Annotated in this window: 12 protein-coding genes; 5 read left to right on the top strand and 7 right to left on the bottom strand. The window is 64.8% G+C overall.

Going from position 1 to position 12,797, the window contains the following annotated elements; translation table 11 throughout:
- The first annotated feature begins 2 nt into the window (after positions 1-2).
- A complete protein-coding gene (locus VQ044_RS00150) occupies positions 3-983 on the top strand; it encodes a homoserine kinase (RefSeq protein WP_327644914.1) in 981 nt (326 codons plus the stop codon).
- A complete protein-coding gene (gene rnhA / locus VQ044_RS00145) occupies positions 980-1,444 on the top strand; it encodes a ribonuclease HI (protein ID WP_327644913.1) in 465 nt (154 codons plus the stop codon). Before VQ044_RS00150 ends, rnhA begins: the two co-directional genes overlap by 4 nt.
- Before the next feature lie 40 nt (positions 1,445-1,484).
- On the opposite strand, the gene VQ044_RS00140 is transcribed toward rnhA, so the two are convergent.
- Together VQ044_RS00140 and VQ044_RS00135 are read right to left on the bottom strand one after the other, a co-directional pair.
- A complete protein-coding gene (locus VQ044_RS00140) occupies positions 1,485-1,970 on the bottom strand; it encodes a peroxiredoxin (RefSeq protein ID WP_327644912.1) in 486 nt (161 codons plus the stop codon).
- A 93-nt stretch (positions 1,971-2,063) separates the two neighbouring features.
- Positions 2,064-2,900 carry a protein-disulfide reductase DsbD domain-containing protein gene (locus VQ044_RS00135; RefSeq protein WP_327644910.1) on the bottom strand — a complete coding sequence of 279 codons (837 nt, stop codon included), beginning with the start codon at positions 2,898-2,900 and terminating at the stop codon, positions 2,064-2,066.
- Positions 2,901-3,112: 212 nt separating this feature from the next.
- On the opposite strand from VQ044_RS00135, the gene VQ044_RS00130 reads away from it, so the two are divergent.
- Positions 3,113-3,715 (top strand): YqgE/AlgH family protein, encoded by a 603-nt coding sequence (locus VQ044_RS00130; protein WP_442872837.1) that lies wholly within the window; start codon positions 3,113-3,115, stop codon positions 3,713-3,715.
- A gap of 77 nt (positions 3,716-3,792) precedes the next feature.
- Here the strand turns inward: VQ044_RS00130 and VQ044_RS00125 are convergent, their stop codons facing one another.
- From VQ044_RS00125 to thrC, 4 genes are read right to left on the bottom strand one after another with little or no spacing between them, the layout of a single operon-like run.
- Positions 3,793-6,690, bottom strand: a complete 2,898-nt coding sequence (locus VQ044_RS00125; protein ID WP_327622310.1) for an EAL domain-containing protein — start codon at positions 6,688-6,690, stop codon at positions 3,793-3,795.
- 49 nt (positions 6,691-6,739) lie between these two features.
- Positions 6,740-7,363 carry a GNAT family N-acetyltransferase gene (locus tag VQ044_RS00120; protein WP_327622309.1) on the bottom strand — a complete coding sequence of 208 codons (624 nt, stop codon included), beginning with the start codon at positions 7,361-7,363 and terminating at the stop codon, positions 6,740-6,742.
- A gap of 8 nt (positions 7,364-7,371) precedes the next feature.
- Positions 7,372-8,682 (bottom strand): M16 family metallopeptidase, encoded by a 1,311-nt coding sequence (locus tag VQ044_RS00115; RefSeq protein WP_327644907.1) that lies wholly within the window; start codon positions 8,680-8,682, stop codon positions 7,372-7,374.
- Positions 8,679-10,088 carry a threonine synthase gene (gene thrC / locus VQ044_RS00110; protein ID WP_327644905.1) on the bottom strand — a complete coding sequence of 470 codons (1,410 nt, stop codon included), beginning with the start codon at positions 10,086-10,088 and terminating at the stop codon, positions 8,679-8,681. Before thrC ends, VQ044_RS00115 begins: the two co-directional genes overlap by 4 nt.
- Positions 10,089-10,235: 147 nt before the next feature.
- On the opposite strand from thrC, the gene VQ044_RS00105 reads away from it, so the two are divergent.
- On the top strand, positions 10,236-10,769 hold the full coding sequence (locus VQ044_RS00105) for a hypothetical protein (RefSeq protein ID WP_327644903.1): 534 nt from the start codon (positions 10,236-10,238) through the stop codon (positions 10,767-10,769).
- Positions 10,770-10,779: 10 nt separating this feature from the next.
- On the opposite strand, the gene VQ044_RS00100 is transcribed toward VQ044_RS00105, so the two are convergent.
- Positions 10,780-11,466 (bottom strand): HAD family hydrolase, encoded by a 687-nt coding sequence (locus VQ044_RS00100; RefSeq protein WP_327622305.1) that lies wholly within the window; start codon positions 11,464-11,466, stop codon positions 10,780-10,782.
- 193 nt (positions 11,467-11,659) lie between these two features.
- Here VQ044_RS00100 and VQ044_RS00095 point away from each other — a divergent pair, with 193 nt between their 5' ends.
- A complete protein-coding gene (locus VQ044_RS00095) occupies positions 11,660-12,793 on the top strand; it encodes a site-specific DNA-methyltransferase (protein WP_327644900.1) in 1,134 nt (377 codons plus the stop codon).
- Positions 12,794-12,797 lie beyond the last annotated feature (4 nt).

Genomic DNA, 12,797 nt, shown 5'->3' with positions numbered 1-12,797 from the left:
GCGTGGCGGTCTATACGGACGTTTCGGAATCGCAGCTGATGGCGTTTCTCGCCGATTACGACCTTGGCCCGTTGCTGAGCTACAAGGGCATCGCAGAGGGCGTCGAGAATTCGAACTTCCTGCTGCGCACCGGCGGCGGGACCTTCATCCTCACGCTCTACGAAAAGCGGGTAAACCGCGACGATCTGCCGTTCTTTGTCGGCCTGATGGAGCATCTGGCCGAGCGCGGGCTGTCCTGCCCGTTGCCGGTCCATACGCGCGCCGGTGAGTCGCTCGGAGAACTGTCGGGTCGCCCGGCGGCGATCTTTACCTTTCTGGAAGGTATGTGGACCCGCCGACCGTCGGCGGACCATTGCCGGGCCGTCGGTGGCGCCATGGCGCGCATGCACGCGGAAGCCGCGGATTTCCCGCTGCATCGGGCAAACGGCCTGGCGCTCGCTGACTGGCGGCCGCTGTTTGTGAGTTGCGATGGCCGCGCCGATGAGGTGGAGCCGGGTCTGTCCGACGAGATCGCGGCGGAACTGGCGTTCCTGGAAGCAAACTGGCCGACGGATATCCCGCGCGGCATCATCCATGCCGATCTCTTCCCCGACAACGTCTTCTTCCTCTCCGGTGAGTTGTCCGGCCTGATCGACTTCTATTTCGCCTGCGACGACCTCCTGGCCTACGACTTGGCGATCGGGCTATGCGCCTGGTGCTTTGAATCGGACGCAAGCTTCAACGTGACCAAGGGCAGGGCGCTGCTTGAGGGGTACGCCGCGGTCCGGCCGTTGCTGGAAGAAGAACTCGCGGCGCTTCCCGTCCTTTGCCGCGGGGCGTCCCTGCGCTTCTTGCTGACGCGGCTCTACGATTGGCTGAACACGCCGGAGGGCTCCTTCGTCACCAAGAAGGACCCGAAGGAATATTTGCGCAAGCTGCGTTTCCACCGCTCGGTCGGAAATGCGGCAGGATACGGGTTCGATACCGGACGGGTGAAGGCATGAGCGAGGCAATCCGGGTCGAGATCCATACCGACGGGGCCTGTTCGGGCAATCCGGGGCCGGGCGGCTGGGGCGCGATCCTGCGCTTCAACGGAGCGGCCAAGGAGTTGAAGGGCGGCGAGGAGCAGACCACCAACAACCGCATGGAGCTCACGGCTGTGATCGAGGCGCTCGCCGCGCTGAAGCGCCCCTGCACCGTCGATCTGTATTCCGACTCGACGTATATGCGCGACGGCATCACCAAATGGATTCACGGCTGGAAGCGCAACGGCTGGAAGACCGCCGACAGGAAGCCGGTGAAGAATGCCGAGCTATGGCAACGGCTCGAAGCGGAGAAGGGCCGCCACGAAGTGGCGTTCCATTGGGTCCGCGGCCATGACGGCGACGAACTCAACGAACGCGCCGACGAACTCGCCCGCGCCGGCATGGAGCCGTTCAAGACAGGAGAACGGGCCGCGAGGTAACGTTCCTCACGGCCCGTCTCCATGCTGTTGTCGGGGTGACTCAGAGCTGCTCGAGCAGCGCCTCGGCCGACGATTTGTCAGCCTGCCCCGGTGATTCCTCGATATTGAGGGCTTTGACGACCCCGTTCTCCACAATCATCGAGTAGCGCTTGGACCGCACGCCGAGACCTGCCACCGAAAGGTCGACATCGAGCCCGACCGCCTTGGTGAACTCGCCGTTTCCGTCCGACAGGAACAGGATCTTGCCAGCCGCGTCATTGGCCTTTTCCCAAGCGCTCATGACGAAGACGTCGTTGACCGCGACGACGGCGATCGTATCGACGCCCTTGGCGCGAATTTCGTCGTTGTGGGTGAGGAATCCCGGCAGATGGTTCATCGAGCAGGTCGGCGTGAACGCGCCGGGCACGGCAAAGAGCACGACCGTCTTGCCGGCGAAAATCTCATCGGTCGACAGATCGGCGGGGCCATCCGGTACCTTGGTCTTCAGTGTCGCGTTCGGAAGTTTGTCGCCTACGCCGATAGCCATATGTCGTCCCTCTTGTGCGCCGCCAAGCGGCTTGATCCTGGCCAAGCGCCAGCGATGCCGGATGTGGGGCATTCGGGGCGTTTGTCGACCCTGTCAGCCTTGCGGCGGTTTGCCCGCAACCGTGATGTCGTTGGCCTCGAAGGCGCGGGGACCATCGGTGAAGACGACGTCGATCGACTCCGGAGCGCCGTCGGCGCCGCGCGGCCGATCCACCACCTTGACCTCGAAGACGAGATTGCCGTCCCGCCAGGCTGGTGCCGCCGGCTCGTCGAAATACCAGCCTTCGGGTCCCCGCACGAAAAGATCCGGCGTTTCGGCTGCCCCGGCATATTCGGCGGTGATCGTCAGCACATCGCCCTTGGCATTGGCAACGGCCGATCGAATTCGGCCGATATCGCCGGATCGATCTGGCAGGGCCGAGAAGGCCGCGGCGACGGTGGTGGCGTCGGCTGCCGCATCGCTCTCGCCGGTGAGGTTCGCCTGCACAGGGATGCAGATTTCGGCGCAGACGCCGAGCAGGATCTGCGCTTCGATCGGTCCGATCGTTGCGTCCGGCTCTGGCGCGAGTTCAAAGGCGATCGACAGCGGTTGCTTGTAGCCGTTGGCGCGGCTGAAATCCTCGCCCAGGCGGTGCGGGGCGGGGAAGCGAAGCGTGGCTGTACCGAGTCCGCTGGTTTCGGAAAAGTCGATCGTGGGAGGGATGCCGGAGGCGCCAGGGTCGATCCAGTAGGTCTTCCAGCCTGGCGCGAGGTCGACAGCCAGCGCGCCGCGAACCGTGCCGTCCGGCATGGCGGTCTCGCTCGCCAACCTTATCGTGACCTGATCCGTCGCCAGCGTCGCGCCATCGCTCGCGGCGAGCGCTTCGCCGGCCAGAAGAGCAAGGCCGAGCACGCCGGCAAGGCCGTATGCCATGCGGATGGTCCGTATCATGATCGGTTCCACTCCTTCGTCCTGTCTGTACAAACGCGCGAAGCTGTGTGCGGTCAAGCGTGGATAGACCCGGCGGCGGACCGCCCGCCATTCAAAATAACGAGAAGAGGGAATTTCCACCCACAGACGTGGCCCGCTTGCTCTGGTCTAATCGTCCGAATGATGAGAACCTTTGTGACGACATCCGGGCACAGCATGTGGTTGGCATGAATATGGATCACGACATCGGACACGACAGCATCGATACCACGCTCGAGGGGCATTTTCTGATCGCCATGCCGGGCATGGAGGACGAACGCTTCGTGCGCAGCGTCATCTATCTCTGCGCCCATTCGGCGAATGGGGCGATGGGCTTCATCATCAACAAGCCGCAGCCGGTCAGTTTTCCAGCTCTTTTGACCCAGCTCGGCATCGTCGCCAGCGAGACGGACATCCACCTGCCGGAGAAAGGGCTGGAGGTTTCGGTCTGCATGGGCGGCCCGGTGGAAAAGGGCCGGGGCTTCGTGCTGCATTCCGACGATTACGATTCCGACTCGACCGTGCCGGTGGACGACCGGATTTCGCTGACCCCGACGCTCGATATCCTCAAGGCAATCTCGCAAGGCATCGGCCCCCGCACAGCGATCATGGCGCTCGGTTATGCCGGCTGGGCGCCGGGGCAATTGGAAAACGAGATCGCGGCGAATGGCTGGCTGACCTGCAAGGCCGATCTCGGCATCGTCTTCGATAATCAGCTCGACCAGAAATACGGCCGCGCCCTGGCCTTGCTGGGGGTCGACGCGGCGTTCCTGGCCAGCGACGCCGGCCACGCCTAGACGCTGGCGGCCGGAGCAAAATTCCGGCGATCATGGCGTCCCGCTTTTTTGCGTCCCGCGCGGATCCCGCCGGCGCGTCAGCTGGCCCGTTTCAACCCGACCATGTGATCGTGCAGCGCCTTGCGCGCCTGCTCCGCCGTCAGTGGCTGCGAGAACATGAAGCTCTGGGCGTATTCACAGTTCAGCTGACGCAGCAGGACGAGGTCGGAATCGCTTTCCACGCCTTCCGCGACCACCTGCAAGCCGAGGTCATGGGCCATCGTGACGATCGAGTGCAGGATGATCGGGCGTTGCGGCTGGCTGTTGTTCTTCAGGAACGACTGGTCGATCTTCAGCGTGTCGAAGGGAAAGCCCATCAGATAGGCGAGGGAGGAGTAACCGGTGCCGAAATCGTCCAGCGAAAGCCCGACGCCGAGGCTGCGCAGCCGCGTCAGCAGTTGCGCCGAGCGCTCTGGATTGTCCATCACGATCGATTCGGTGAGCTCCAGCTTCAGGCTCCCCGGCGGCAGGCGGTAACGCTCCAGAACCGTTTTGACGTCGGCGATCAGATCCTGGCGAATGAGCTGCCGGCTGGAGATGTTGACCGACATGAACAGCTTCTGGTTCCCGGTCATTCGCTGCCAGTCGCTCAGTCGCCGGGCGGCTTCCTCGAGGGCAAACTGGCCGAGCTGGACGATCAGGCCTGTACTCTCGGCGATTGGCACGAACTCGGTTGGCGAGATGGCGCCGCGTCTCGGGTGCTCCCACCGCAGCAGCGCCTCGAAGCCGGCGGTTTCCTCGCCGTCGAGCCGGATGATCGGCTGGAACGCCAGCGACAACTCTTTGCGTTCGAAGGCGCGGCGCAGGTCCGATTCCACTTGCAGGCGGCCATAGCCGGCGCTGCGGTAGGAGGGCCGGAACGGCTCGATGCGGTCGCCGCCGCCCCGCTTCGCCTCGTACATGGCGAGTTCCGCCTCCTTGAGCACCTCGTCCGGGCTGGATGACTCCGTCCAGCCGGTCAGGCCGATCGCGCCGGTTAGCACGATCTCCCGGTTGGCGAAGGCGATCGGCGCCTTGATGCCGTCGCGCAGCGTCTCGGCGAAGGCCGCGACGGCCCCGACCTCGGTCTGCGACAGCAAGATCAGCCCGAACTGGTCGCTGCCCAAGCGGGCGAGCGAGTCCTCGGGCTTCAGCAGGCGCTTCAGCCGCCGTCCCAAGGTCAGCAGGATGGTATCGCCCGTGGCGATGCCGAAATCGTCGTTGACCTGTTTGAAGCGGTCGAGATCGATCACGAAGATCGTCGGATGCACGTCGGGGCGGGTTGCCGCGAGAACGCCGATTGCATCCAGCCGGTCCTTGAACAGCTCGCGGTTCGGCAGTCCGGTCAACTGGTCGTGTAGCGCGTCGTGCAGCAGCCGCTCCTCGGCCTTCTTGCGCTCGGTCACGTCCTTCAGCGTTCCGACGCAGCGCGCGACCTCGCCGTCGCTGCCGAGGACCGGGCGCGCGCGCAGCGCCATCCAGTGATAGTGGCCATCTTCGTCGCGTAAACGAAATTCCTGCGAGATGCGCCCGCGGCGGTGTTCCAGGATGGTGTCCAGCGTCATCCTGAAACGATCGCGGTCGTCGGGGTGGAGGATCGGCAGCCAGTCCCGCGCCGGGCCGTTCATCGACGCGACCGGCATGCCGGCGAGGGCGTCGCCGTCAGCGCCGGCAAAGATGCGGTCGCGGCTGACGTCCCAATCGAAGATCGCGTCGCCGGTGCCCGCCAGCGCGAGCGAGCGCCGTTCCATGTCCGACAGAAGTCCCTGCGCGAAGCCGCCGCCGGCGAAGGCATGCTGCATCACCGTGAAGCCGATGAGCAGCACGATCAGTACCAGGCCGCCGCCGAGCGCCGGCTGGATGATGTCGTTGTCGATGCGGCCGGTCGTCGTCATCCACCCGGCGACGAGCCATAGCAAAATGAGGCACCAGGTCGGGATCAGCATGATCGCCCGGTCGAAGCCCTGGGCGGCGAGCGTCGCGATCAGCCCAAGCCCGACAATGGCGGTGGCTGCGAGCGACAGGCGGGCAATCCCTGACGCGATCACGGGATCGAAAGCGGCTACGGCCCCCAGCGTTCCGAGCGCGGCGAGCCACAGCACGGTAAAGATCGACAACAGGCCGTGCCAGCGGTTGAGGTTGAGGTAGGCATACAGGAAGACGACCAGCGTGAAGGCGAGGGCCACCTCCGTTCCGGCGCGCCACATTCGTTCCTGGCCCGGCAGGACCGGCACGAGTTTCTGCCAGAAGTCGAAGTCGATGCAGATATAGGCGAGCACGGCCCAGGCGAGTGCGGCCGTCGCGGGAAACATCGCCGAGCCCTTGACCACGAACAGGATCGTCAGGAACACCGCGAGCAGGCCGGAAATGCCGAGAACGATGCCGCGGTAAAGGGTAAAGGCGTTGATCGTGTCCTTGTAGGCGTTGGGCTCCCAAAGCCGGATGTCCGGGAGATTGGACGCCGTCAGTTCGGCGACGAAGGTGACGATCGCTCCCGGATCGAGGGTCACCAGAAAGACGTCCGCGTCCGAGCTCGGTTGGCGTTCCAGGGCGAAGCCCTGTGAGGGCGTGATCGAGGCGATGCGCTGGGATCCGAGATCCGGCCAGACGATGCCCGATCCGACGAGACGGAAATGCGGCGCCACGACGAGGCGGTCGATCTGCTCGTCGCCGTTATTGGCAAGAGCGAAGACCGCCCAATTGCCCGAGGCGTCGGGCGAATTCGCCTCGATCTCGATCCGGCGTACGATCCCGTCGGCGCCTGGGACGGTCGCCACCTGGAAACTGCGTCCCTGGTCGCGATGGATGTCGACCGCGGGTTTCAGGTCGATGGCGGTATCGTCGCGCGAAATGCTGACCGGCTCCAACGCCCGCGATGGTACCGCGGTCACGAAAGACGCCAGGACGAGCGCGATCAGCGCGAGAATCAGTTTCCCGGACGGGAGTGTGGATCGCATAGCCGTTCGCGAAGCCTTCTTGCGTCTCTGCGTCACAGCCATGCCGCGATCATTCCGCGGGTAGGGCACAGAGCCGTTCCCTGGACCTCGATCGCGACCATTCTTCGGCGAGCAGAGAGTAAAGATAGTGGTCCTCCCACCGCCCGGCGATTTTCAGGTAGTTTCGCAGATGACCCTCGCGCGTGAAACCGCATTTTTCCAACAATCTTATCGACCGGGTGTTGGACGGCAGGCAGGCGGCCTCGATGCGATGCAGCCCCTGCACGTCGAAGGCGAACAGCTTCATGAGATCCACCGCGCGCGGCATCAGACCGGAGCCCGCATAACGCTCGCCCATCCAGTAGCCCAACGTGCCGGACTGCGCGACCCCGCGCCGGATCTGGCCGATGGTGGTGCCGCCGTACAGGGTTCTGCCTTCCGCGTCGAACAGAAAGAAGGAGAAGCTGGTGTTTTCGCGCGCGTCCTGACTGTAGCGGCGAAGGCGCAGGCGATAGGCCTCCCACGACAATTCGTCGGCCGTCCATAACGGCTCCCACGGCTTCAGGAATTCGCGACTGTCGCCTCGCAATGCTCGCCAGGCCGCGTAGTCGCCGCGCCGGGGCATGCGCAGCAAGATCCCGTCGCCTTCCAGGCTCGGAAGCTGCGGTCCAGTCAGATGGTCGAGAATGCTCATTGCCCGCGTCAGTGACCTGCGGCAACCAAGGCCTCGGATCCCGTTCGATTATTGAGGCGGGCGACGATCTCGCCCGTGCCCGGCAGGCGCGATACCGGGCCGATGGCGGCGAGCGTCGGGGTCTGGCCCATGAACAACCGCTCGGCGAGGTCGGACAGGCGCGGCGCCGTGATCGCGTCGAGACGTCCGATCAACTCCTCATTGGCGATCGTCGATCCGTTGAACAGAAGCTGGCGAGCGATCTGCGCCGCACGGGAGGCAGGGCTCTCCTGCGACATCAACAGGCTCGATCGCATTTGCGCGCGGGCGCGCGTCACCTCCACCTCGGTGATCCCGGCCGCTGCATTGAGGAGTTCGTCGATGATCACCGGCGCGAGCTCGGCGAGTTCCGCCTCGCCCGTCGCGGCATGGACGCCGAAAATGCCGGAATCGGAAAAGCTCCAATGGAAGGCGTAGATGGCGTAGCAAAGGCCCCGCCGCTCGCGCACTTCCTGGAACAGCCGCGACGACATTCCGCCGCCGAGAATCAGCGACAGCACCTGCGAGGCGTAGAAATCGCGGGCGTAGTAGGGACGCCCTTCGAAGCCGAGGACCATTTGCGCGTCCATCAGGTCGCGCTCCTGGCGAAACTCGCCGCCGGTATAGGCGGCTGGCGTCCGCGGTTCCGAGTGCAGCGGCAGGGGCGGGGCCGCGCTCGATCCGAACGCGGCTTGCACCTGGTCCACGATCGCCTGGTGCGAAACGGCGCCAGCCGCCGAAACGATCATCCGGTCGGGCGAATAGTGCCGGGCCAGATAGGTCCGCAAATTCCCCGGATTGAAGGATTTGACCGTTTGCCGCGTGCCGAGGATCGGCCTGCCAACGATCTGGCCGCGATAGGCCGCTTCCTGGAAATGGTCGAAGACGATGTCGTCCGGCGTGTCCTCGGCCGCGCCGATCTCCTGCAGAATCACTTGTTGCTCGCGTTCGAGCTCCTGCTCGTCGAAGCGCGAGTCGATCAGGATGTCGGTCAAAATGTCGAGCGCCAGCGGCACGTCGTTTTTCAGGACACGGGCGTAATAGGATGTCGTCTCGACGCTTGTCGCGGCGTTGATTTCACCGCCGACGTCCTCGATTTCCTCGGCGATCTGGCGGGCGTTGCGCCGATTCGTGCCCTTGAATGCCATATGCTCGAGCAAATGGGCGATGCCGTGCTCCTCGGGCGCCTCGTCGCGGGCGCCGGCCTTCACCCAGATGCCGAGGCAGGCGCTTTCCAGATGCGGCATGGTCTCGGTGGCGATGATCAGTCCGTTCGAGAGCTTCGTGATGTCGACGCTCATGCTTCGGCTCCCTGACTGACGGCGCGCGATCGCGCGAGAATATAGTCCTGGACGGCGCCGATCTCGTTCGGCAAACGGTCCAGCGTCTCGCGCTTTTGCATGAGGTCGGCGTGACTGGGCGGAAGCGCCGGCGAAATGCCCGTTGCCCGTTCTATCGCGGCCGGGAATTTGGCCGGATGGGCGGTGCCGAGGGTGATCATCGGCTCGGGGCCGAGGCGGGTTTCCGCAACACCCACGCCGACGGCGGTGTGCGGGTCGAGGAGATAGGCCGTCGTCGTCAGCATCCGCGCGATCGTCTCGGCGGTTGCCGGTTCGTCGGTCGCCCCGGCGTCGAATTCCGCGCGGATCGCTGTCAGAACCGGTTCGGGAAGGGTGAAGCTGCCGGATTGGGACAGTTGCTGCATCAGTCGCCGTACCATCTCGCCATCACGTCCGCTCGCCTCGAAGATCAGGCGCTCGAAATTGGATGAAACCTGGATGTCCATCGATGGCGACATGGTGGCGTGGACGCCGGTGGTCTCGTAGCAGCCGCGATCGAGCGTGCGAACCAGGATGTCGTTCTGGTTAGTGGCGATCACCAGCCGCTCGATCGGCAGGCCCATGCGCTTGGCACCATAGCCTGCAAAGATATCGCCGAAATTGCCGGTCGGGACGGTGAAGGAGACTTTCCGGTCCGGCGCTCCGAGGCTGGCCGCGGCGGTGAAATAATAGACGATCTGGGCCATGATCCGGCCCCAGTTGATCGAGTTGACGCCCGAGAGAGCGACCGTCTCGCGGAATCGGCGGTCGTTGAACATCGCCTTGATCAGGGCCTGGCAGTCGTCGAAGGTTCCGTCGACGGCGACGGCATGGACGTTGTCGGCGCCGGACGTGGTCATCTGGCGCTGCTGCACCGGTGAGACACGCCCATGCGGGAACAGGATGAAAATGTCGGTCCGTTGGCTTGCGGCGAAAGCCGCGATCGCCGCTCCTCCGGTGTCGCCCGAGGTCGCGCCGACGATGCTGGCGCGCCGCTTCCGCTGGCCGAGCACATGGTCCATCAGGCGCGCGATGAGCTGCATCGCGATGTCCTTGAAGGCCAAAGTCGGGCCGTGGAACAGTTCCAGCACGAAGTGCGAGGGGCCGATCTGGACGAGGGGGGCGACCGCCGGATGTGGGAAGGTCGCGTAGGCCTCCTCCACCATCCGTTTCAGATCCGCGGCCGCGATATCGTCGCCCACGAAGGGGGTGAGGATGTCGAAGGCTACTTCGGCATAGGGGCGTCCGGCGAAACCGCGAATGGTGTCGGCGGACAGGACCGGCCAGGTCTCGGGCACATAGAGCCCACCATCGCTCGCGAGACCTGCCAGCAGGGCGTCGGCGAAGCCGAGCACCGGCGCCTCGCCCCGCGAACTCACATATTGCACATCGTCTCCACTTCGCTTCGGATCGGAGCCGCCCGTGATCGGGACGACCGGTTTGTCGGTTGTCCGTCTGGCATGGCTTCGATCAGTCGCCTATCCGTTCACGGGCTGATATAGAACGGCACGCCACAATAAGGGAAGAACCGACTGATGCATATGGTGATCGCCGCGAGGGGTCTGGCATTCGGCGGCGCGCTGGCGCTACTGTCGGCCTGCTCACCGACGAATTCCGGCGCCGATCTCGCGGGTAACGCGCCGCCGGCAGCGTCCCTAGCCGCCGCGCAGGGAACCGAGGCGCGGTATTGTCCGAATGTGAGCCTGCGCGAGGGAACCGCCATTCTGACCAAGAAGGTCGGCGACGACGTCGATTATGTGGCGTCCGTGACCGACACCACGCGCGACTGCCGGATCGTCGACGGAAAATTGCGCATGAAGATCGGCATCGCCGGAAGGGTGATGCCCGGACCGGCGGCGACGAACCGGACCGTGTCGCTGCCGATCCGGATCGCGATTCTCAACGGTGAGGACGTGATCTATTCCCGGCTCGGCAAAACCAGCGTGCCGGTCACGCCAAACGCGGGCGCGCAGACGTTCGTCTATGTCGACGAGGCGATCGCGATCGATCAGGCATCGGCGCGAAGCGTCGTGATCTATGCGGGTTACGACGAAGGGCCGGCGGGATAACGCTCCGCCATCAGGCGTCTTGCCAACTCGCAAAGGCGGTGACGACCGCGGGGAAATCCGCCAGCCGGCTGATCACCGTCTCGGCGCCGGCTTCGCTCAGGGATTCGGCATGGCCGAGATGGGTGTGGCGTCCGCCGGTGAAGCCGACCACCCGGCAGCCGGCGGCGGAAGCCGCCGCGACGCCATGGACGGAATCCTCGATGACGATCGCCGCGCGTGGCGGCACCCCGAACGTTTCGCAGGCATGCAGAAAGACGTCCGGCTCCGGCTTGACCTTCTGGGTTCCCACTTCCGGCGCGCTGAAGACGTGCGGATGGAAATAATCCCAGAGGCCGACATGCTCGAGTTCCAGCTCCAGCCGCTGCGATGACGAGTTCGAACAGATGCAACGGGGCAGCGTGATGAGATCGAGCGCGGTCCGGGCCCCGGCGATCTCCTCGACGTCGCTGCCAAGCCGGCGATCGATTTCGGCATCGATGCGGGCGGAAAAGTCGTCCGGGAAGCGGGTTCCGGTCTCGGCGGTCAGCCGCTCCATGACCAACTGCCAGGTAAGGCCGGCATAGCGTGTGGCGAATTCCGCGGCGTCGACCTCGATGCCGTGCTCGGCCAGCATCTCGGTCTGAACCGCGGCGGCGATGATCTCCGAATCGACCAGCACACCGTCGCAGTCGAAGATCACCAACAAAGGTTCGGACATGAAAGGCTCCGGCGTATCAGATGGTTGGGTCATGCGCCCGATCCCGGAAAGCCGTATCGGGGCCGCCGACCGGCAAGCGCCGGCTCCGTTACCACGGGGCGCCGGAAACGACAAAGCCCGGGTTTCACCGATTATTTACGTCGTTCGGTAACCATGTCCTCGGTTTGATGTTTTTGCGTAACCGGTGGTGAAGATGATTAGCAAGCGTTCCGCGTCCTTGGCGACTGTGCGGGTCGAGCAGCCCGACTGGCTCGATCGGATCCATCAGGGGCACTGCGTTGCCCGCATGGAGGCGCTGCCGGCGAACTCGATTGACGTCATCTTCGCCGATCCCCCCTACAATCTGCAATTGGGCGGCGACCTGCATCGCCCCGACCAGTCGAAGGTCGACGCGGTGGACGATGCCTGGGACCAGTTCGAGAGCTTCCAGGCTTATGACGCCTTCACCCGGGCCTGGCTGCTGGCGGCGCGCCGGGTGCTGAAGCCGAACGGCACGATCTGGGTGATCGGCTCCTACCACAACATCTTCCGCGTCGGCGCCTCGATGCAGGACCTCGGCTACTGGATGCTCAACGACGTCGTTTGGCGCAAGACCAACCCGATGCCGAATTTCCGTGGCCGGCGCTTCCAGAATGCCCATGAAACGATGATCTGGGCATCCCGCGACGCGGACGCGAAGGGCTACACCTTCAACTACGACGCCCTGAAGGCGGCGAATGACGACGTGCAAATGCGCTCCGACTGGCTGTTTCCGATCTGCTCCGGGGCCGAGCGGCTGAAGGACGAGGCGGGACGCAAGGCCCATCCAACGCAAAAGCCCGAGGCGCTGCTGGCGCGGGTCATTCTCGCCTCGACGAAGCCCGGCGATGTCGTCCTCGATCCGTTCTTCGGCACCGGCACCACGGGCGCCGTCGCCAAGCGGCTGGGTCGCCACTTCGTCGGCATCGAACGCGAGGACGCCTATATTCGCGCCGCCGAAGCCCGGATTGCGGCAGTCGAGCCGCTGGATGCCGCGGCGCTCAAGATGACGGGCGGCAAACGGGCGGAGCCGCGGATTCCGTTCGCCAGCCTTCTCGAGGCCGGCCTTGTCGCGCCGGGCACCGAACTCACCGACGCGAAAGGTCGCTGGACGGCACGTGTCCGGGCCGACGGAACCATCTCTATCGGCGAGGACGCCGCGTCGATCCATCGGATCGGGGCGAAGGTTCAAGGTCTCGACGCCTGCAATGGCTGGACGTTCTGGCATGTGCGCTCGGGTGAATCGCTGACCCCGATCGACGCGTTGAGACAGCGCATCCGCGACGGACTGGGCGCTGTCAGCGTTTGAGTCC

It is taken from the genome of Aurantimonas sp. C2-5-R2, from assembly GCF_036549495.1.
GTDB lineage: Bacteria > Pseudomonadota > Alphaproteobacteria > Rhizobiales > Rhizobiaceae > Aurantimonas > Aurantimonas coralicida_A.
Note: the sequence above shows the minus strand (reverse complement) of the source record. Positions and strands in the feature narration are given on the sequence as shown.